The 23,699-nt window shown below is 44.4% G+C and carries 8 protein-coding genes; 5 read left to right on the forward strand and 3 right to left on the reverse strand.

The window, feature by feature from the left end:
• Both nikA and ACE1CD_RS20880 read right to left on the reverse strand, forming a co-directional pair.
• Entirely contained in the window at positions 1–1,608 is a 1,608-nt protein-coding gene (nikA, locus tag ACE1CD_RS20875; RefSeq protein ID WP_374826122.1) for a nickel ABC transporter substrate-binding protein, read from the reverse strand.
• 203 nt (positions 1,609–1,811) lie between these two features.
• A complete protein-coding gene (locus ACE1CD_RS20880) occupies positions 1,812–3,539 on the reverse strand; it encodes an iron uptake porin (protein ID WP_374826123.1) in 1,728 nt (575 codons plus the stop codon).
• A 629-nt stretch (positions 3,540–4,168) separates the two neighbouring features.
• On the opposite strand from ACE1CD_RS20880, the gene ACE1CD_RS20885 reads away from it, so the two are divergent.
• The 5 genes from ACE1CD_RS20885 (at position 4,169) to ACE1CD_RS20905 (ending at position 20,448) form a co-directional block, all read left to right on the forward strand.
• Positions 4,169–12,886: an amino acid adenylation domain-containing protein gene (locus tag ACE1CD_RS20885; RefSeq protein ID WP_374826124.1), complete on the forward strand. Its 8,718-nt coding sequence runs from the start codon at positions 4,169–4,171 to the stop codon at positions 12,884–12,886.
• 67 nt (positions 12,887–12,953) lie between these two features.
• Positions 12,954–14,627, forward strand: a complete 1,674-nt coding sequence (locus ACE1CD_RS20890; RefSeq protein WP_374791349.1) for a condensation domain-containing protein — start codon at positions 12,954–12,956, stop codon at positions 14,625–14,627.
• 63 nt (positions 14,628–14,690) lie between these two features.
• Positions 14,691–16,529 (forward strand): asparagine synthase (glutamine-hydrolyzing), encoded by a 1,839-nt coding sequence (asnB, locus tag ACE1CD_RS20895; protein ID WP_374826125.1) that lies wholly within the window; start codon positions 14,691–14,693, stop codon positions 16,527–16,529.
• 102 nt (positions 16,530–16,631) lie between these two features.
• On the forward strand, positions 16,632–17,948 hold the full coding sequence (locus ACE1CD_RS20900; RefSeq protein WP_374826126.1) for an MFS transporter: 1,317 nt from the start codon (positions 16,632–16,634) through the stop codon (positions 17,946–17,948).
• Positions 17,938–20,448 carry a penicillin acylase family protein gene (locus ACE1CD_RS20905; protein ID WP_374826127.1) on the forward strand — a complete coding sequence of 837 codons (2,511 nt, stop codon included), beginning with the start codon at positions 17,938–17,940 and terminating at the stop codon, positions 20,446–20,448. Before ACE1CD_RS20900 ends, ACE1CD_RS20905 begins: the two co-directional genes overlap by 11 nt.
• Here the strand turns inward: ACE1CD_RS20905 and ACE1CD_RS20910 are convergent.
• Positions 20,424–23,555 carry a plasmid replication protein, CyRepA1 family gene (locus tag ACE1CD_RS20910; protein WP_374826128.1) on the reverse strand — a complete coding sequence of 1,044 codons (3,132 nt, stop codon included), beginning with the start codon at positions 23,553–23,555 and terminating at the stop codon, positions 20,424–20,426. The genes ACE1CD_RS20905 and ACE1CD_RS20910 overlap by 25 nt on opposite strands.
• Positions 23,556–23,699: the final 144 nt, after the last annotated feature.

Consider the following 23,699-nt stretch of genomic DNA (forward strand, 5'->3'; position numbering starts at 1 on the left):
TTACTGCGATTTCGTCGTCACCTCTTGCAGGTCAAGTTCGTACTCAGTTCCCGCCAATTTAAAGCCTGTTACCTTGTTACTCACAGCATAAACTCGATTTGAGTAAACTATAGGGATAGCAGCGACATTTTCATCCATAACTTTCTGGATTTCTACATAAAGATTTTGTCGTTCTTTCTCATCTTTACTTGCCAAAACATTATCGATCAATTTGTCTAACTTGGGATTCCCATATACTCCTCCGTGTTCGGCGTATTTGCTAGATGAGTGAAACATCTGCTTTAAACTCAAATGAGGGTCGTAGGGAGAACCCCAAGTAAGGTTAATTGCCAGATCGAATTGTTTCTTCATCAGAGCGTCGTTCCACGCACCGGAATCAACCAAGCGCACATCCACAGCCACACCAATTTCGCGCAATTGCGCTTGAATTACTTCCCCCATAGATTTAGCTTGCGGGGAAGAATCTCCATCAACTATCAGTGTTAATTGCAGAGGCTTGCCATTCTTTTCGAGAATGCCATTTTTCCCCGGTTTCCACCCAGCCTCAGCCAGCAAAGTTTTTGCCTGTTCGGGATTGTAGGCATACAATTGCGGATTTGAGTAGTGTGCGTAGGGTATCTTGGGTGCGAAGATTCCTTTGGCCGGAGTAGCTAGATTGTTGAAAACTTTGCTGGCAATAGCTTCGCGGTTAATCGCGTAGCTGAAAGCTTGTCGCACGCGCACGTCACCGAGAGGGGGGCGATCGTAATTAGTTTGGATAAAATAAGTTGTGCTTCCCGGTGCAGTCAATAGCTGAACTTTCGGGTCGTTTTTCAGCGTGGTTACGCTCTCTAATGGGATACCGCCTATGCTGTCGCCGCCAATGAGAGTAGCTTGACCGCTCATCAGCGCTGCAACGCGAGTTTGGGCGTCGGGAATCACATCAAAAACTACCTCATTGAGCTGCGGTTTAGTTCCCCAGTAGTTTTGATAAGGGGTAAAAACTGCACGTTGCGTTGGGTTATCTACTTGCACCTGCCAAGGGCCAGTTCCTACAGGCTTGAGATATTTTCCGGTTGCATCTGCGGCTTTAGGACTGAGAAATCGTACAGGTCTGACCAGCGCGAGTTCCTGAATAGCTCCATAGTAAGGTTCTTTCAATTGCAACGTCAATGTGTATTTATCTGGTGTGGCGATCGATTTTATCTTGTTGGCAAGCGGTAGCCAGTCATGATCTTTTGTTCCCACCCAGCGTTGCAAGTTCCACTTGGCAGCTTCGGCGTCGAAGGGCGTTCCGTCGTGGAATGTCACACCCTCTCGCAACTGGAAAGTCAAGGTTTTGCCATCATCCGAGAGTTTCCAGGATTTGGCCAGCGCTGGTGCGATCGAGCCATCTTGCAGGTAGCGAACTAGCGGTTCGTAGACGAGATCCAATGCTGGAAAACTTGACTTATAGTTGTGTGGATTCAAGTCGCCTATTTCACCGCCTACAGCAACGGTAAAAACTTGCTGAGTTGGCGAGGAATTTGCATTAGTTGCTTCGCCTGAAGAAGGTTTGTTGCTGCCGCAACCCGCAGTCATCAATAAACCAACTAAAGATAAGCTTAATAACCAGTTTGATGTCTTCACAATTAATTTTCTCCCACCTTCAGAGCCAAACAAATTTAATAATTTTCGGACTGGGCAAAGAAACCGGGTTTCTCTGAAAAATCGTGGCTTTGGAGCTATAGATCTACGCAGAAACCCGGTTTCTAGGAGCGTCGAAAAATCGTCGCTTTGGAGCTATAGATCTACGCAGAAACCCGGTTTCTAGAATTCGCGATCGCGAAATACTAAAAACCAAAGAACATCCTCAGCGTACCCGTGTAAAGAGTACCTTCGCTACTGCGGTTGCCTGGATTGGTAATCACCTGTACTAGGGGTGTGATACTGATATTGTCATTTACAGGAAAGCGGTAAAAAGCTTCCATATTAAGTTGAGTCACGTCGCCCACCGAACTTTCCACAAATGGCTGACCGACAGCAAATCCAGCCGAAGTACCTTTTCCTAAAATATCTGGGAAGGAAAATCCTCCCATCCAGTAAATTGGCTTGGCATCATCGTCTGTCGTACCGGTAAATAAAACATCGCTGTAGTCTAAGGCATAACCAAAACGACCGAAAAGGGCAATCCCTTTAATAGGAACAAATTCAAAATTACTGCCGATCGTACTGTAGCCATCGCCACCCTGAGAACCCAAACTGTAACTGAGTCGCAAAGCAAACCTTTCCGACGGGATGTACTCTGCTTCAAATACAGTTAAATTAGGATCGCCAAATATCCCGCCTCTTTTATCTTTACCTGCCCGACTCGGGTCGCTAAAAAATACGTTTGTAGTTCTGGAATCGGGATCGGCAGCTGCATCGGCACGATAAACTGCTTTGAAGGTCAGCGGCCCCTGGCCTGGGTTCCAAGTCAGAGCAACGCCGGAACCTGTGGGGTCACCTCCTAATAGCAGTGGGTTGTACAGAAAGAGAAATGTAGAGAAGTCTAACGAACTATCATTGGCGTATCTGTTGAAATCTACATAGTCGGCGGTATTGCCTCTAGCAAAGATAGACGCCTGCAAGTCATCAGTTATCGGGAAATTATATCTTAACCGCCTAATGCGTACTTGGGGGTTGAAACCAGAATAATCTAAGAAACTGAGAATGGCTGGAGTAAGGTTGCTAGCTTCATTTACCGCACTGCCAGTACCCATTACAAGTTGGGTTAAGAGCTGGTCTTTGCCTGTGAAGCTGCTGCGAAAATTTAACAGTAAATAAGTGAACAAGGTGGCGTTGGGATCGTCGCGTTCGGGAGACTCACCCTGAATGGTGCCAGTGTTCACAGCCCAAATTAACCAACCGCTTAGTTTGGTGGTAGTGGAGAATTGCTGGGCTTCTAGAGTTGCTATTTTGGGTTCTAAACTGTCTATCCGACCTCGCAGTGTGGCTAGTTCTGCCTGAAATTCTGTGGCGACGCGATTGAGGGCGGCTAAATCTTCCGGTCGGACAGAGTTTTTACCCCCGGCTGCAATCAGCTCGGTAATCTTTTCCAAGCAAGCATTTAAACCGGCGGCAAATTCATAGCGGGTCATGGCTCGATTGCCCCGGAATGTTCGATCTGGATATCCCTCAATACAACCGTAGCGCTCAACCAAATTCTGCAATGCTTGAAATGCCCAATCTGTTGGCTGCACGTCGGATAGTTGGGAAACCGAGTTGACTTGACCCATTCCTCTTGTATGGGTGGATGCTTTTCTATATGGGTTAATCAGTGGGAGGGAAGTGTCAGGCTGAGTAGGTATTAGTTCTGGCTCTAAGGCAACGGGAGAAAGTCGATCTCGGTTGTTTTTACCAGGCTCTGCAATGGGAGTATCTGGAAAACTGGTAGTGAGGTTTGTCAGATCGCCTGTTTGCTCTACAACTAATTCTTCCAGAGCGATCGCTGTTTGTCCTCTTGTGCCGCAAGACAAAAAGTAGCTAGTACTCAGAATCGCTAAACTCAGTTTTAAAACGTTACAGAATATTTTAGACATCACACCTACTAAAACCACCGCTACCGTTGCTTATTCTCAGTTGAGCTATTGTCTTCGTCAAAAGACAAGCGGTCAAACTTTCCTCTGTTTACCGGATGTATGAAAATATTAAATAAAAATGATAATCGCTTCATCGTTTTCTAGTAATTAAAGCAATAAATTGTCAAAAAAAATTTTCTGGTTTGTCAATTAAAATTATCTGACTATATGGTAAATTAAACATATTTACTCTGAATACCTGCGCCTACTGAGGTTTTTGGCGAGCTAAGAAACTCGATGCAGCGCTCGCTTGCTGGATATCATGTTAATTTAGTTACTTTAATTTTATTTGTACGTAAGTACACAATCTGTAAGTTGAGTTTGACGAAATGTCTTTTGACAATGGCAGGAGCTTCAGAGATACTTGTGAATCCGTCAGCTTTATTTATATATACGTAAGTACACAATCTATAAGTTGAGTTTGACGAATTGTCTTTTGACAATGCCAGGAGCTTACCGAATACTAAATATTCGGTTTATGCGGCGGCCATATTTTTAAGCCGCAGCAGAAACGAGATACTTATTGGTAATCAATCTTCACCCCAATTAGCATGGCAATTGGGTAAAACTGTAGCGGGGAAAAAGTATATATGAAGCAGGTGCATCCAAACTCACAGCTCGGCAAAAATATCTTCAATCCAAAGGAAAAGTTTTCCACACTGGTAGAGTTACTTCGTTGGAGAGCGCAGCAGCAGACAGAGCAGCGAGCTTATACTTTTCTACTGGATGGAGAAGTAGAAGAAACTTATTTAACTTATGCAGATTTAGATAATAAAGCTAGAGCTATTGCAGCGATGCTGCAAAACTATGTGAAGAGTGGAGAGCGTGCGATCCTGCTTTTTCCTCCAGGCTTGGATTATATTGCCGCATTTTTCGGTTGTTTGTATGCGGGAATAATTGCTGTGCCTGCTTATCCGCCTCAGTTTAATCGATCGATGTCGCGACTGCAAGCGATCGTAGCCGATGCAGACGCCAAAGTTGTACTGACAAATGAACAGATTTTAGCTAATAAGTCAAGAGCAATTACTCACGCTCCTAACTTAGAAAAGTTACAATGGTTGGTTACAGATGGGATTGATTACCATAGAGAAAATTACTGGCAAGAACCACCAATAAAAGGCGAAAATTTAGCATTTTTGCAATATACTTCCGGTTCCACAGCAACGCCAAAAGGCGTGATGGTAAGCCATCAAAATATTTTGCATAACCAGCGATTGATTCAGACAGCTTTCGGACATACAGAAGAATCGATCGTTGTCGGTTGGTTACCGCTTTTTCATGATATGGGATTGATCGGGAATGTGCTTCAACCTTTGTATTTAGGCATTTCCTGCATTCTCATGTCGCCGATGGCTTTTCTGCAACGTCCCGTCCGTTGGTTGCAAGCTATTTCTCGCTACAAAGCTACTACCAGCGGTGGGCCAAATTTTGCTTACGATTTGTGCGTTAAACAAATTTCTGACGAACAAAAAGCGGAGCTCGATTTAAGTAGTTGGTCAGTGGCTTTTAACGGTGCAGAACCGATTCGTGCAGAAACACTTCATAACTTTGCAAATGCTTTTGCATCGTGCGGTTTTCGTCCCGAAGCTTTTCATCCCTGTTACGGAATGGCGGAAACAACTTTAATTGTTTCTGGTGGGTTGAAGGAAAACGCGCCAAAAATTCAATCTCTCGAAAGTGCAGCTTTACAGCAAAATCGAGTAGTTACAAACGATATAGAAAATTCTTGTAGCCAAAAACTCGTCAGTTGCGGTCAACCTCTCGAAGATACGCAGGTTGTTATTGTCCGTCCCGATAGTTTAACTCGCTGTCAACCTGATGAAGTTGGGGAAATTTGGGTAGCAGGTGGGAGTGTAACTCAGGGTTATTGGCATCGATTAGAAGAAACAAAACGCACTTTTCATGCTTATTTGGCAGATGGCAGAGAAAATGACTGCTCTCAGGATAGCAGGCAAAATTACTGCTCTGAGGATAGCAGGCAAGATGACTGCTCTCACTATAGCAGGCAAGATGCCTGCTCCACAAGAAGATTTCTTCGCACCGGAGATTTAGGATTTTTGCATGAAGGAGAATTGTTTGTTACGGGTCGGTTAAAAGATTTAATTATTATTCGCGGTCGCAATTACTATCCGCAAGATATCGAACAAATCGCTCAACAAAGTCATCCATCACTGCAAGCTGGTAATAGTGCGGCTTTTTGCTTGGAAATTGCGGGTGAGGAAAGATTGGCTGTAGCTTTGGAAGTGAAGCGGACTTACCTGCGAAACTTAAATAGCGAAGAGGTAATTGCAGCTATTCGGGGTGCGATCGCAGAAAATTACGAATTACCAGTTTATGCGGTATTGCTACTCAAAACTGGCAGCATTCCCAAAACTTCTAGCGGCAAAATTCAACGTCAAGCTTGTCGCCTTGGGTTTTTAGAAGGCAGTTTGGATGCGATCGCCAGCAGTATTTTAGAAGCATCCTATATTGCCGAACGGTCAGATAATCTCACTAGCGAAGATTTACTGGTAATAGAACCAGAATTGCGTCTATCTCGCTTAGAATCTTATCTTCAAGAACAGGTAGCCAAGATACTGAAAATCCATCCATCTCAGTTGACTTCGCAACAACCTTTAAATTATTTAGGATTGGATTCATTAACAACGTTTGAATTAAAAAACAACATTGAAATTAATTTAGGCGTGGTTTTGCCTGTAACCAGTTTCCTCAATGGTGGAAATATTTCTCAGTTGGCGATCGAAATCCTCGCACAATTAAAGGGGGAAACGGGGAAAGAGAAAAGTGAAAAATATAATTCCGATCGTCGATCGCTCTCTTCCGGTCAAAAATCACTTTATTTCTTGCAGGAATTAGCGCCAGATAGTGCAGCTTACAATATTGCGGGTGCTGTTCGCATTCTGGAAAATGTAGATATTGCTGCTTTGCAACGTGCTTTTCAGAAAATTGTCGATCGCCATCCGGCTTTGCGAACAAGTTTCATCACTTCGGAAGGAGAAACTGTTGCACGAATTAATGAAAATATAGAAGTTTGCTTTTCGACGGAAAATGCGGCGAGTTGGAGTGAAGATTTTTTAAACGATCGCCTGATTGCAGAAACTCACCGTCCTTTCAATTTAGAGGAAGAATCGTTACTGCGAGTAACTTTGTTTGTGCGTTCATCGCAGTCACATATTCTATTGGTTGTTGTCCATCACATCGTTGCTGATTTCTGGTCTTTGGCTGCGATCGCCAAGGAATTAGGAATACTATATAAAGCGGAAAAAAATCGCACCTCAATTGCTCTTTCCCAACCAGCAATACATTACTCTGATTATGTTCGCTGGCAAATAGAAATGTTGACCGGGAAAGAAGGAGAAAGACTTTGGCAATATTGGCAAAAGCAATTAGCAGGCGAGTTGCCAGTTTTGAATCTACCAACAGATAGACCTCGATCGCCAATTCAAACTTATCGCGGTGCGACTCATGATTTCCAACTGAATGCCGAATTAAGTCAACATTTGAAAAGTTTTAGTCGCGATAAAGGAGCCACCCTTTACATGACTTTGTTGGCGGCTTTTCAAGCGTTGCTTTATCGCTATACGGGACAAGAAGATATTTTAGTCGGTTCGCCTACGGCTGGTAGAAATCGAGCGGAATTATCGGGAATAGTTGGCTATTTTGTCAATCCGGTAGTGATGCGATCGAATTTTTCGGGAAACCCAACTTTTGCGGCATTTATTGACAAAGTGCGTCAAACTGTGCTAGATGCTTTTGCACACCAGGATTATCCGTTTGGATTATTGGTAGAGCGACTTTTGCCAGTAAGAGAAGCGAGTCGATCGCCGCTTTTCCAAGTTATGTTTGTTTTGCAGAAATCCCATTTGCCAGAGTTAGAAAGTTTGGCATCGGTAGCATTGGGAGAAACGGGAACGCGGATAAAATTGGGAGAACTGGAACTGGAATCTTTAGCGATCGAACAGCAGACGAGTCAATTCGATTTGACGCTAACGATGGGTGAAGTGAATGGTTCGCTTTCGGCTGCGTTTCAATACAATATAGATTTGTTCGATGCTGCCACAATTGCGCGAATGGCAGGAAATTTTCAGATATTGCTGTCAAGTCTTATCACCAATCCCAAACAACCGATTTCTACATTACCGATGCTGACGAAAAAAGAGGGGCATCAGTTACTTGTGGAATGGAATAATACTGAATTTGATTACAAGAGCGATGTTTGTTTGCATCAATTATTTGAGGCGCAGGTAGAAAAGACACCCGATGCGGTGGCGGTAATTTTTGAAAAAGAACAACTCACTTATCGGGAACTGAATCAAAAAGCCGATCGACTGGCGAATTATCTCCAAAATTTAGGCGTAGCGCCAGAAGTTTTGGTGGGAATTTGCATGGAACGCTCTTTAGAAATGGTAGTCGGTCTTTTGGGAATTCTCAAAGCTGGCGGTGCTTACGTACCTTTAGATCCTAGCTATCCTCACGAGCGTTTGGCGTTCATGCTTGCAGATGCCGGAGTTGATATCTTATTAAGTCAAGAACGACTTCTGGAAATTATCCCAAAATACAATGCGAAAGTAGTTTGCTTGGATAGAGATTGGGAAACCAAACTAGAAATTCAAAATCAAATCCCAAATCCCAAATCCCAAATCCAAAATCCCGAAAGCTTGGCTTATGTCATCTATACTTCTGGCTCTACAGGTAAGCCGAAAGGAGCGATGAACACGCACAAAGGAATTTGCAATCGGTTGTTGTGGATGCAGGATGCTTATCAATTAACATTGCTCGATCGCGTATTGCAAAAAACTCCTTTCAGCTTCGATGTTTCCGTGTGGGAATTTTTCTGGCCTTTGATAACTGGAGCAACTTTAGTTGTCGCTAAACCGGGAGGTCATCAAGATAGCGCTTATCTGGTGAGGACGATCGCTCAAGAAAAGATTACCACGCTTCATTTTGTTCCCTCAATGTTGCAAATATTTTTAGAGGAACAAGGTTTAGAAACTTGTCAATCTTTGAGGCAAGTAATGTGTAGTGGGGAAGCATTACCTTTCCAACTGCAAGAGCGTTTCTTTGCTCGTTTGAATGCAGAGTTGCACAACTTGTACGGGCCAACGGAAGCCGCCGTGGATGTGACTTTTTGGCGTTGCGATTCGGAAAAATATCGCCATATCGTTCCCATCGGTCGTCCAATTGCCAATACGCAGATTTATCTGCTGGACGCTAATTTGCAACCTGTACCTGTGGGTGTTCCGGGTGAACTGCACATCGGTGGCGTGGGAGTGGCGCGAGGTTATCTCAACCGACCCGAACTTACTGCTGAGCGGTTTATCCGTAACCCATTCAACCAGAATTTTGTCGCCAATTGGCGACAAAATTCTGAGGAAGAAAATTTTGGAACCAATTGGTTCCAAAATTCAGAATCGCGCCTGTACAAAACGGGGGATTTGGCCCGTTACCTACCGGATGGGACGATCGAATATTTGGGACGCATCGACCACCAGGTAAAAATTCGCGGTTTCCGAATTGAGTTGGGAGAAATTGAAGCGGCGTTGCAGCAACATCCTAATTTGCGAGAAGCGATCGTTTTGGTGCGAGAAACCGAGTCTGGCGAAAAACTACGAAAAGTCAATTTAGTCAGTCACCTGGAAGAAGACACTCAAATTACTGGTTTGCGCCGCTTATTAAAAGGTAAACTGCCGGAAGAATCGGAAGTCCAAGCAGTTGAAAAGCGACTGGTAGCTTATTGCGTTTGCGATCGAAAACCCGCCCCCACAATTACCGAGTTGCATCGCTTCCTGAAAACGCAGCTGCCGGAATACATGATTCCTTCCGCCTTCGTTATGCTGGCAGCACTGCCTTTAATGCCTAATGGCAAAGTCGATCGAAAATCGCTACCCGTTCCCAACGCCACGCGACCGGATTTAGAAAAAGAATTCGTACCTCCAAATACTCCAGTAGAAAATGCTTTAGCGGAAATATGGACACAAGTGCTGGGGATCGATCGAGTGGGTATCCACGATAATTTCTTCGAGTTGGGCGGAGATTCGATCCGCAGCATTCAGGTACGGGCAAAAGCTCAAGAAAGAGGCTTGAATTTCTCTCTCGAACAAATCTTTGCAACTCAGACGATCGCCAAACTAGCGCCAGAAGTGACGATCGTCGAACCCAGTTTATCGACACAGAGAACAGCACCATTGACGCTGATTTCTGAAGAAGATCGGCAGAAATTACCCAGCAATGTAGAAGATGCCTATCCCCTAGCCAGAGTTCAGGCGGGAGTAATCTTCCACACTCAGCAAACTTCCGATTCTCCGATGTACCATGACATCTTCCATTATCATCTGCAAGTAAATCTAGACGTTGAGCTTTTCCAAAAAGCTGTGCAGCAAGTGGTCGATCGCCATGCTATCCTGCGTACTTCTTTCGATCTGACTAACTTTAGCGAACCGTTACAATTGGTGAGCAAGAAAGTTGTACCTTTATTTAAAGTAGAAGACCTGAGATCTTTGTCGCCGCAGTCGCAAAAGGAAGCTTTGTTTAACTGGGTGGAAGTGGAAAAAACCCGCAATTTTGATTGGAGTTGTGCGCCACTCATCCGCTTTTTCATTCATCGCTTCACGGACGAGTCTTTCTGTCTCACCTTTAGTTGCCATACCTCTATTTTGGACGGATGGAGCAAAGCTTCTCTGCTGACAGAATTGTTGCAACGTTATTTCGCGCTTCTCAATGGAGAGGAAGTAGGGGCGAAGCATTTGGGGAGAAATCTTTCCATAGAAACGACAACTTATCGCCCAAATGCTTCGCCCTTACAACCACCGCCGACTGTGTGCTACCGAGATTTTATTGCCTTAGAGCGATCGATGCTCAATTCTCCTGAAGGTCGAGAATATTGGACTCAAAAATTGCAAGATTGCGTGACGACGAAACTGCCGCGCTGGTATTCGGCTGACCGCGCCACAGATGCGCCCGAAATTGGATTTTTAGATGTTCCCATTTCCGCCCAAGTTTCCGACGGGCTGAAAAAATTGGCTCGCATTGCAGAAGTTCCTCTCAAGCACGTTTTGCTCGCCGCACATATTAGAGTGATGAGTTTGTTGGGTGGCGAAACCGACGTTTTGACGGGTCTGGAGTCTAACGGTCGAGTGGAAGAAGCAGACGGAGAAAAGACGTTGGGAATTCATTTGAACACCGTACCTTTTCGCTTGCAACTGACGGGAGGAACGTGGATCGATTTGGCGCAGCAAGTCTTTGCTACCGAACGGGAATTGTTACCTTTCCGACGTTATCCCTATGCAGATTTACACAAACTTTGCGGTCGTCAAGCGCTACAACCTCTGGTTGAAGCTGTTTTTAACTACACTCACTTTCACGTATACGATCGCCTTCAAACTCTCAAAGGTTTGGAAATCTTGGGGGCTAGGGGTTTTGGAGAAACTCACTTTCCTTTGAGAGCTGAGTTTAATCGCAATCACGCTTCCGATCGCATTCAACTGGATTTGGAATGCAATTTGCGAGAAATCGGACAAGCACAATTAGAAGCGATCGGCAATTACTACATAGAAACGCTGACAGCGATGGCGATGCACCCGCACGATCGCTACGAGAAATCCTGTCTGCTTCCAGCTGCGGAAAAGCATCGGCTACTGGTGGAATGGAATAACACCCAGAGGGAATTCAAAAAAGAAGAAATCTGCCATCTGAATTTAGAAGATTGTTGTATTCATCAATGGTTTGAGGCGCAAGCAGAACTAACCCCAGATGCAGTAGCGGTGCAATTAGATGGCGAACAATTGAGTTACCGACAATTAAACGATCGCGCCAATGCTCAAGCACATTACTTACAAAGTTTAGGGGTTGGCCCTGATGTGTTGGTAGGTCTATGTGTGGAGCGATCGCTAGAAATGGTTATCGGAATCTTTGCTATCCTCAAAGCAGGCGGTGCTTATGTGCCTATAGATCCCGCCTATCCCAGTTCGCATCTGGCTTTTATTCTGGAAGATAGCCAAGCACCAGTCCTTTTAACTCAACAACAATTAGTTTCAGGACTCCCACAAACTAAGGCGAAAATAGTATGTGTGGACTCGGATTTTCAGACCGAGAAACTGGGGAATCCGATTGCTAAAACTACTCCTGAAAATCTAGCTTATGCGATTTATACTTCAGGTTCTACAGGACGACCGAAAGGAGTTTTGGTAACTCACCAAAATTTGGTGCATTCAACCTTAGCTCGAATTTCCTACTACCGAGAACCCGTTCGCAGTTTCTTATTAGTTCCCTCCTTCGCTTTTGATAGTTCAATTGCAGTCATTTTTTGGACGCTTTGTCAAGGAGGAAATCTAGTAATACTCAGGGAAGGTTTGCAGAAAGATATCTGGCAATTAGCAAGTGCGATCGCTAACTATCGCGTCTCGCATTGGTTAAGCGTTCCCTCGCTTTATGCAACTCTTTTGGAACATATCCAACCCAGTCAGCTTGCTTCTTTGCAAACTGCGATCGTTGCGGGAGAATCTTGTTCCAAAGAGTTAATCGAACGTCATCAAAAGCAACTGCCGCATACACAATTGTTTAACGAATACGGGCCAACAGAAGGAACTGTTTGGTGCAGTGTTTACGATTGTAAAAATTCCGATTTTAAAACATCTATTTCGATCGGTCGTCCCATCGCAAATACTCAGATTTATTTGCTCGATTCTCATCTCCAACCAGTACCTATTGGAGTGACTGGCGAACTTTATATCGGCGGACTCGGCGTCACCAAAGGTTATCTCAACCGTCCCGAATTGACCGCAGAAAAATTCGTGCCAAATCCCTTTAGAAAGAATTCAGAATTATTGTACAAAACTGGAGATTTGGCGCGTTACCTCCCAGATGGAAACATTGAATTTATCGGACGTATTGACCATCAGGTGAAGGTGAGGGGATACCGGATCGAACTGACAGCGATCGAAGCAACTTTACTGCAACACCCCGCCGTCCGAGAAGCTGTCGTATTAGTTCGAGAAGAACAGCCAGGAAATCAACGTTTAGTTGCTTACGTAGTGCCGTATCCCGGATTTGGGCTGACTAATGAAGAATTGCGGAGTTTCTTAAGACAGAAGCTACCGGAATACATGATTCCTAACAGCTTCATCAAACTAGATGCGCTGCCATTAACGCCAAATGGGAAAGTCGATCGCAACAGTTTACCAGCATTTGAAAAAACGCAGTCCAGCGATGATGTAATGGCTCGAATTCTACAACAACTGGAACAGTTGTCTGAAGAAGAAGTGAAAGTAATGCTTTCACAAAAGAGCTTGTCAATCAGCAAAAGTAGTTAGTTAAAATTGGCAATTTAGCTGACTAAAAAAATTAGGAAAACTGTTTCGCAATTCAAGGAGATCAAAAGTGAGTGAGCTTTTAAAGCGTCTTGAGCAACTTTCTCCAGAAAAACGTCAACTTCTGGAAATGTTAATGAAAGAAGAAAGTGTAGCGGCTCAAACTACCTACGTAGCACCTCGCACGCCAGTTGAGGAGGCGCTGGCTACGATTTGGGGTCAGGTACTGGGGATCGATCGAGTAGGCATCCACGACAACTTTTTAGAGTTGGGAGGAGATTCGATTCAGAGTATTCGGATTGTAGCTAAAGCTAACCAAGCAAGTCTTCAACTCAGTACGAATCAACTTTTTGAACATCCGACAATCGCAGAATTGGCAACAGTTGTAGGTGCGATTTCTCTTCGTGAGGCACAACAGGAAGCTGTCGTTGGCTCAGTACCTCTAACTCCTATCCAACAGTGGTTTTTCGAGCGCAATTTTGCTGAAAATCATCATTGGAACCAAGCTTTTCTGCTAGAAATAAATCGAGATATAGACCCCTATTTGTTAGAGGAAGTTGCTCAGCAGCTACTCGTCCATCACGATGCTCTGCGCCTCCGATTTAAACAAAAATCGGGAATTTGGGAACAAGTAAACATCGGTTTGGCAGAAAAAGTCAGTTTTTCTAAATTCGATCTTTCAACTATTCCAGAGTCAGAGCAAAAATCAGCGATTGAAAGCATAGCAACAGAAATTCAAGGCAGCTTTAATTTATCAGCAGGGCCATTGATGAAAGTGGCGTTTTTTGAACTGGGTAATCAAAAAACAAACCGCTTGCTGATTGCCATCCATCACTTAGTAGAAGATGTAGTTTCCTTACGGATACTTCTGGAAGATCTCCAGACAGCTTACGAGCAAATTAGTAGTGGAAAAGCAATTTCTCTTCCGGCTAAAACGACTTCTTTTAAACAATGGTCTGAACTACTGACCGAGTACGCGCAATCGCCAGAGGTTAAGCAAGAATTATCTTACTGGTTAGCAGAACCTCGGAGACAAGCTCAACCTTTGCCGAGGGACTACCCCGAAGGAGCTAACATTGAAGCCTCGACTCGCGTTGTTTCGGTATCTCTAACTACAGAAGAAACTCAAGCTTTACTTCATAAAATTCCGGCAAGTTACCAAACACAAATTAATGAAGTGTTGCTAACAGCTTTGGTACAAACTATTACCGAATGGATGGTCAGACGCGACCTTCTGATTGACTTAGACGTACACGGACGAGAAGAAATTATTGAAGGTGTGAACCTATCCCGCACAGTTGGCTGGTTTACAAACTGCTTTCCGATGTATTTCAACTTGCCAGATGTGGAAACTCCGGTCGATCGGTTGAAGTCGATCGCACAGCAACTTCGCCAAATTCCCAAGCGGGGGATGGGTTATGGTTTGCTGCGTTATTGCGGCGACGATAAGACGATCGCAGAAAAAATGCGCTCTCTTCCTCGACCGGAAATTATCTTCAACTACTTAGGTCAGTTCGATCGCATTCTACTCGAATCTTCTCCATTTCAACTAGCTCGCGAATCTCACGGACTGAGTATTAGTCCCCACAACACTCGACCCCATTTGTTACTGGTTTTGGGGAGAATCTTGGAAGGACAACTGCAAATGAACTGGGAATACAGTGAAAATATTTACCGACAAATCACTGTCGAAAATCTGGCTCAGCGCTTAATGGAAGCAGTGCGTTTGTTGCTCCCTCAGTGACATTTAAAGCGGTCAATGATGCGCGAAAACTTTTGAAAGCTCGGTCACGGAAGAGAGAAATTTATGTGCGGTATTGTAGGAATTTTCTCGAAAGAAAAACCGATTTCGGCAGCAGCGTTAGCAAAAGCAACGCAGGAGTTGAAATATCGTGGCCCAGACAAACAAAATCACTGGATTGCTTCCCATCAACGGGTGGGATTGGGTCACGCTAGATTGAGCATTATCGACCTCGCAACGGGAGATCAGCCGATCGCAAATGAAGACGAACAGCTGCATTTGATTGCCAACGGCGAGTTTTACGATTTTGAACGAATTCAGAGCGATTTGAAACAACGGGGACACCGACTTCGCACCCATTCTGACAGCGAAATTGCACTTCACCTGTATGAAGAATTTGGCACCGAATGTTTGCAGCATTTGCGCGGTGAATTCGCATTTATCTTGTGGGATGAATCGAAGCAACTTCTGTTTGCTGCACGCGATCGCTTCGGCATCAAACCGCTTTTTTACACAATAGTTAACGACACACTTTATCTAGCATCAGAAGCCAAAGCCTTATTTGCCGCAGGCGTGACGGCTCGTTGGGATGAAGAGTCATTTTTTCAACAACTATTTCTTTACTTAAACCAAGACCGCACATTATTTGCAGGCGTTTATCAAGTACCGCCCGGTCATTACCTTCTAGCAACCCATCAAGGCATACAAATTGTTCGCTATTGGGACCTCGATTACCCCACACTTGATGCGCCTCCTCCACCTAGAAACGATCGCGAATACATCGAACAAGTTCGTTACAAATTGGAGGAAGCTGTTAAACTCAGACTGCGGGCAGATGTGCCAGTTGGCAGTTTCCTCAGCGGCGGTCTCGATTCTTCTGCTGTACTCGGTATAGCTGCGAAATATAGTAGCGAACCGATGCGAGCTTTCACGATCGCTTTCGAGGGAGTCGGTTACGATGAAGGGGAAATCGCCCGCGAAACAGCAGCAAAAGTGGGAGCCGACTTTCAGCAGATTCCCGTCAACTCTTCCGATTTTGCTGACAATATTGCCGATGCAATTTGGCACGCTGAAATTCTCGATACTAACTGTCGTGGTGTCGCCAGATATTTACAAAGTCGCGTAGTACACGATCTAGGTTACAAGGTTGTGCTATCTGGCGATGGTTCTGATGAAATATTTGCCGGATACGGTAATATCAGACAAGATTTGCGAGAAAATTCCGCATCTGGTCACAGCACGCCAGCATCTTTAGCTGGGGTACAGGAAGCTTTGGGTTTTGTGCCATCTTGGTTGAAAAACGTAGCAGTAGATAGAGCTTTTTTCCATGTTCTTTTAGCGCCAGATTATGCCGCAAAATTTGCCGATCGCGATGTCTACCGCACCTTTTTAAACCAATTCGATCTGCAAGGACAGCTATTAGGACGCGATCCGATTTTACAATCGCTATATTTATGGTCAAAATCAATCTTGCCTAATTATTCTTTGTTTGCCGAACGTCTGGAAATGGCAAATTCCGTCGAACTCCGGTTGCCATTTTTAGATCACCATCTTTTTGAGTTAGTGCGCCAAATTCCCGTTTCGCTGCTGACATCTGGGACGCGGGAAAAATATGTATTGCGAGAGGCAGCTCGACCTTTTTTGACCGACACAGTTTATAGCCGCCCAAAACATCCTTTCACTGCTCCACCTATTACTCTGACGAACAATCGTTTGTACGCATTGATGCAAGATTCCTTACGCAGTTCCGTGATGGCATCAGTACCGTTCTTCGATCGATCGACTGTGATTGCCTTGCTGGATGAACTTCCCAATATGGCTGAGCGCAAACGCATCGCTTTAGAATCAACGCTGATGATACTATTGTGTACGTTCTTTCTCCAAAAACGATACAATTTATCGTAAATTTCAAATTTTAGATTTCAAATTTAAAATTTTAGGTTAATGCTTGCCGGAGACATTAGTAAATCTGAAATCTGAAATCTAAAATCTAAAATCTAAAATCATATGAAAGTTTTTATTATCATTTGGTTCGGTCAACTTATCTCGCTCATCGGTTCCGGTCTGACGAGTTTTGCACTGGGTATTTGGGTGTATCAGCGCACTGGTTCGGTCACGGATTTTGCCCTCATTTCTCTGTTCACTTTTCTACCTAGCATCTTGCTATTACCCATAGCAGGTGCTTTTATAGACCGCTGGAATCGACGAATAGCTTTATTAGTCAGCGATTGCGGTGCAGGTGTCAGCACTCTGGCTGTTGCTTTACTACTGTTTGCAGGTCAATTGCAAGTTTGGCAAATCTACATCGCTGTGGCAATTAGCTCTCTTTTCAGCGCTTTTCACTGGCCAGCATATCATGCTGCGATCGCACAACTCGTCCCCAAACAACATCTCAGTCGCGCCAGCGGTATGGTACAATTTGCACAAGCAACTTCGCAACTTGTCGCACCCGTACTCGCAGGTGTTTTAGTTACCCAGATTCAAGTCCGAGGCGTCATCCTAATTGACTTTGCAACTTTTCTTTTCGCCTTCGTAACTTTGCTATTCGTCCGCATTCCCAAACCCGAAACCATCACCGAAAGCAAAGAGGAAAAGAAATCTTTACTGCAAGAAACATTATACGGCTGGACTTATATTTCCACGCGCCCCGGACTGTTCGGACTGATGATATTTTACAGTTTCAGCAACTTTACTTTAGGCATTGTCGAAGTTTTGTTGACGCCATTAGTTTTGAGCTTCACCTCTAGTACCGTCCTTGGCACTATCTTATCTATTGGCGGTAGCGGTATGCTTTTGGGTAGCGTTGTCATGAGTGTATGGTCGGGGTTAAAACGCCGCATTTACTGTATACTTGGCTTCACATTATTGCAAGGTTTATTATTATGTGTAGCCGGGTTACGACCCAGCGCCCCACTCATTGCTGCCGCCGCTTTTATTTACTTATTCAGCTTGCCGTTTATCTTAGCTTCCAGTCAAGCAATTTGGTTTAGTAAAGTCGCGCCGGATGTGCAAGGACGGGTGTTTGCCGTACAGCGCACGATCGGCTTATCATCGTTGCCATTTGCTTATATAATGGCAGGGCCATTAGCCGATCGCATTTTCGAGCCTTTGCTTGCCGTCAATGGCCCACTAGCTCAAAGTATCGGACTGATTATCGGCGTAGGACATGGGCGCGGCATTGGGTTAGTATTTATTGTCATGGGAATTCTTAATATCTTGGCAGTTGCTTACGCTTACCTCTATCCGCGTCTGCGCTTAGTAGAAGATGAACTACCAGATGCCATTACACAGAGTGTAACTACCGCAAACGAACATGAAAAATAAATTAATTAAAGCACTCAAAATTGTTGGTACAGGTGTCCTAGCAGTAACCGCTATAGCTGGCGGTTTGGCTTTTTATACTGTTCGTAAATCCTGGCCTCAAGAAACAGGCACAATTAAAATATCCGGTTTAAAAGATAAAGTAGAAGTTTTTCGAGATAAATGGGGGATACCCCATATTTATGCCTCCAATCAACGCGATTTATTCATGGCACAGGGCTTTATCCACGCACAGGATCGCTTCTGGCAAATGGATTTTTGGCGGCATATCGGTTCTGGTCGCCTAGCAGAAATGTTCGGCAAATCTCAACTAGATACCGATAAGTTTTTGCGGACATTGGGATGGGCGCGGGTGGCACAACAAGAGTTAGCACAACTCGATCCGAACACCAAAACAATCTTGCAAGCTTATGCAGATGGAGTGAATGCTTATCTCAAAGATCGCCAAGGCGGTGCTATTAGCTTAGAATACACTGTCCTCAAACAATTAAATCCAAAATATCAGCCCGAACCTTGGCAACCTCTCCACAGTTTAACCTGGGTGAAAGTGATGGCATTGGATCTCAGCACCAGTTTTGATAATGAAATTCAAAATGCTATTTTTGCCAAAAATTTAACGTCATCTCAATTGAATGACCTGTTTCTTCCTTATCCCAAAAACCATCCCATAATTGTTCCCAATCCAAATAATGCCGATCGTTTTGATAAAACTGCTTTAGTTAATCCTTCCTATCCGGCAGTTGATTCTGCCTTACAGCCGATCGCCAAACAGCTTAACACTTTAAACGGCTTATTAGGGAAAACCCGAAATGGCATCGGTTCAAATAGTTGGGTAATTTCGGGTAAGCGCAGCGCCACAGGTAAGCCTATCTTGGCAAACGATCCTCATTTGGGCATTCAAATGCCTTCGATTTGGTATCAAGTCGGCTTACACTGTACTGCCAAAACATCTGATTGTCCCTACCAAGTTAACGGTTTTTCCTTTGCGGGAATGCCGGGAGTTGTCATCGGTCATAACGATCGCATTGCTTGGGGTTTTACCAATGTCGATCCAGATGTGGCCGATTTGTATATCGAGAAAATCAATCCCAATAATCCCAATCAGTACGAAGTTAATGGGAAATGGGTTGATATGAAACTCGTCAAAGAAAATATCCAAATCGCTGGCGGCGATTCCCTTTCTTTGACTGTGCGTTACACCCGTCACGGGCCGATTCTCTCAGACACTTATAAAGATCTGGAAAATTTTAGTAAAAAAACTAGCATAAATCTACCCCAAAATTACGCCATTGCTCTACGTTGGACAGCGCTGGAACCGGGCAATAGCTTCCGGGCAATTTTCAATATGAACCGCGTCCAAAATTGGAATGAGTTTCGCAATACTGCACGAGAATTTGATGTGCCGTCCCAAAATCTCATTTACGCGGATACAGATGGTAATATTGGCTATCAAATGCCCGGAAAAATCCCAATTCGCGCTAGTGGCGACGGGCGCTATCCGGTTCCCGGTTGGACTGACAATTATGAATGGAAAGGTTACCTTCCCTTTTCGCAACTTCCCTTCGCTTTTAACCCGCCCCAAGGATATATCGTCACCGCCAACAATGCGGTAGTTGGACAAAATTACCCATATTCGATCGCACAAGATTGGGATTACGGTTTCCGCGCTAAGCGAATTGTGGATACGATCGAGTCGCAAAAAGCTCCTATTTCTGTAACCTATTTTCAGCAAATGCAAGGGGATAATAAGAATTTAAATGCCGAAAATTTAGTACCGATTCTGCTAAAGATTCCTTTAAATGACGATCGCTTAAAGCGGGTACGCAATATTTTGATAGGTTGGGATTTCCAAGACAATATGGATTTGGCTGCCCCGGCTTTGTTTGAGGCTGTTTGGAAGCACCTTTTAGCTGACACATTTCATGACGATTTACCTCAAGATTATTGGCCTGACGGTGAAGATAATTGGTTTGAAATAGTAGGTCGCTTAGTGCAGCAACCGAATAGCCGTTGGTGGGATAATAAAACAACGCCTGAGATTGAAAATCGCGATCGCATTTTTCAACAAGCTTTTGCCAAAGCAGTGGATGAACTGGAACGCACCTTGGGTAAAGACCCGACTAAATGGCGCTGGGGCAATTTACACACCGCCACTTTCCGCAATGCTACTCTAGGCAAATCGGGAATTGCTCCCATTGAAGCGCTATTCAATCGCGGGCCATTTCCTACTTCAGGGGGGAGTTCAATTGTCAATGCCATAGGTTGGGATGCCAGCAAATCCTTTGAAGTGGCATGGTTGCCTTCGATGCGAACGATCGTCGATTTGAGCAATTTGCAAAACTCCCTCAGCATCCACCCTCCCGGACAGTCGGGTCATGCTTTTCATCCCAACTACGATAATGCGATCGAACTTTGGCGAAAGACTCAATATTACCCGATGCTTTGGGAACGCAGTGCAGTAGAAGCTAATAGCAAAGCTCACCTAACACTAACTCCAAAGTGACTGCGCGACTCTAAATCTAAACGTCTCTGGCTGAGAGTTTCTAAAATTAACGTATCGCGTTTATGCCAAAGTTGAAAAATTTCCTCTCGTCCATCATGAAGAATTTCTGGTGCGATTCTATACGCCTTAGTTTGGTTTCCCTGTACCTCGTCTACCTTAAAATACTCCAGCTTTAATCCCAACAGACTCAGAAGTTTATTGGCGATTTTTATAGAACTAACTGGAGATATTTCTGTTTCCATCGGCATAGTTATACCAATAGTCTTTTTAATTTGCTTGCTGTATCGAAACGCCGTTTCTTTCAGACGAATCAAATCTGCATCTGTCTGACGAAATTCTCGTTCCGGTTCTAGAAATTGCTGTACTCCCAACGCTAAAAGCGCCTCAACTTTCAAAGTATACACATTAATATCTGGCAGAAAAACTTTGCCTTCGCCTCTATAAAGTTGCAGATGCCATTCTTGGAAATCTCTAATTCGGAAATACTCGCTTTCATGAGTTAGATAGTAATGCAGCAGCAATTGCGAATAATATCCCTTATCATCGCGCAGCTTCAACTGCGGAGTTACCTCTACCCCGTAACGCTGTCGCAAGATATATTTATCTATTTGATGTTGTTCTTCATCAGTTAGCGATCGCTTCCCTAACAAGCGATCGTATTCTTTATGGCCGATATCTAAAGCGCAAGCCACCGCACAAGCAGATTGGAATTCTGCTTGCGTGCGAATTCTCTTAATTTGTTTTTTGACAGACTTAGATTTTTGGCTGCGTTCGGAAAATTCTTTTTGCACTTTGACGATTTGCAGTACCAAATTCTTTCTAATTTCGATATCCGCAGAATTTGTTGCCAGCAACGCCATGCGTAAATCCCTAACAATATCGGTTGGAGAAGCATCGCTAATTACATTCACCCGATGCTTTTCTCCCATCAAACCTTCTAACATTGATTGACGATAAAGGGCGATCGATCCATTTACCCTCGCCGCCAACTTAGCCCAAATTCTCAGATGAATCGGATCGCAAATAAAAGGTAAATCTACATCAACCTTATACAAAGGACTCATCAAAGCTAAATTTTCCTTGTGATTTTCCTGATACCATTCCGATAGAACGCGGTAATTTTTACTGCCACAACCAATCGAACCGATACCGCGTTTGGCACACCAGATAAATCGGGGAATATTGGCACGCACTCTCGCTAAAGCTTGTCGCGCTTCCCAATCTGGAATTACTCCTTGAAAGATACCATAAACGCGATCGAAATGTTCCCCATCAATGCTGACACCAGTACCCAGACTGGGAGTGACGAAAACCGCGTCATATTCCAAAGCTTTTTTATTGATATCTTCGACAAAATTTACCGCGTCGTGACCGGATGTGCGGGTTGTTTGACTGCTGACTACTAGCGTTTTGGGATATTTATGCAGTAACTGTTCCAAACGCTGTTTGATGTAGCGATCGATTGTTTCGCAACTGTAACGCCCAGAGCGACTATCGGTAGTAACATAACACTTTTTTCCGGCAATTAAGTCAACTTCCAACTGTTGAATTAACAAGGTTGGGTTTGGGGTATCGTAAAAAGTGACATCCCAACCGCGATCGCATTGCCATTCATTCACCGCTACCCACGGCGAAATCTCAATTCCAGACAGTCCTTTGAGGTAATCTAGGGATAGGTTTGATAAATCGGCATCTTGGGCAATCACTAAACCGCCAGTTTGCAATACGGTAGAAATTAATTGCTGAAATACTCTTAAAATTAACACTCTTTTTTCTTTACAAGTGTTGCTGTTGAGGAGATGCCACAAACATTGTTCGACTTCATCCAAAATGACGATCGCACCCTGCCATTGCGACGGGTTTAACTTCCAAATTGAATCGATGCAAAGTCCAAGCGATCGCGTCTGGGGCATTGGCAGAGGCTGTCTTATTTCTTCACACCTGTAGCTTGTTTCCGCGTCACGGCGATGATTCCCATGCCCTATGCCCCATTTCACCCCGATTTTCTCGCACAAAAACTGTCCTAATTGGATTCTGTGGGTAAGCAATAAGATTGGCTGACCTCTTTTTTTTGCTGCTTCTACAAGCGGTAAAAGCGCAGTGGTTTTTCCCGTACCTTTAGCAGACTTAACTGCCACTAATCCAGATGCGGGAAAAGGCAGATTTTCCAGATAGGGACGGTTGATAGTTAATGCGATCGCATAGCTTAACTCCGTATGGGGTTTGGTTTTGGCGATGTCGGTTTCATAGTCGGCGCTAGCTTGATAAACTAACTCGAAAGCGGCAGCACCTCGCTCAACGATAAAATCATCAACACCTTTTTCTATTCCCGGAAGTCGGATAACTTTTACCGAACAAGATTTGTCAATTAAAAGTTTACCGAGTTGTGCGATCGCATTGTTAACTGCCCGGAGCGTCTTGGGTTTAGTTTCATAGTCAAAACAAATATAAAATGTGCGTACTTTCTCAGTAAATGGGAGAAACTCCGGTATTAGTTGCCGACAAATAACATTACCTTGAAAATCTTTGCTCGATCGGTAGCCGTTACTGATTCCCGGTAATGCGATCGCCACATATCCTTGACTCAACAAAGCAGCTGCTTTCTTAGCACCTTCGCAGATAATTACAGGAATTTTTTCTGCCACCACCCACTGCCAAAATCCCAGAGCTTCCCCAGTTTCTGCGATCGCAATATTCTCTGGCATGGCAACATTGTAGCGCCGAGAAACCTGCTGCCAAACGTGCAAAGGCACCCGCAAACAAAAAACCCGCGTCGGTGTTTTGGGAGGATGTTCGTACTTGATTGACTTGCCCTTTTTGTTGAGCCTGGGACGATTTGGCTTATAGCACCCCCACTTCATCTCGCGCCAATTTTTGAGCGGGTCAAGTCCCGAACACCACCAGCCTCCCGCAGCGATAAAAGCGTGGCGACGAAGCCAGCTACCGTGCCGCATCCCCGCACTACACATAGCAGGCGATATCCACAAACGATCCACGACAGCATCTGCTGTCAGCGAAATGAAATTCAGCGCGGCAAGCTTGCAGTCAATGCCGCTGCACGATACTAATTCTCGAAAGTGTTCCGGATCTAAACTGAGTGGACGCATTTGCTAGAAGCTAGGGGCTAGGGGCTAGGGGCTAGGGGAAGAGGGGAGAGGGGAAAGTGGGGAAGTAAATCCTTTCATCCAAAATCCTCTCATCCAAAATCGGGTGACGCCTCATCGACTCCTTTACTTCCCTGTCGTAAGTTA

It is taken from the genome of Aerosakkonema sp. BLCC-F183, from assembly GCF_041929145.1.
Classification (GTDB): Bacteria; Cyanobacteriota; Cyanobacteriia; order Cyanobacteriales; family Aerosakkonemataceae; genus Aerosakkonema.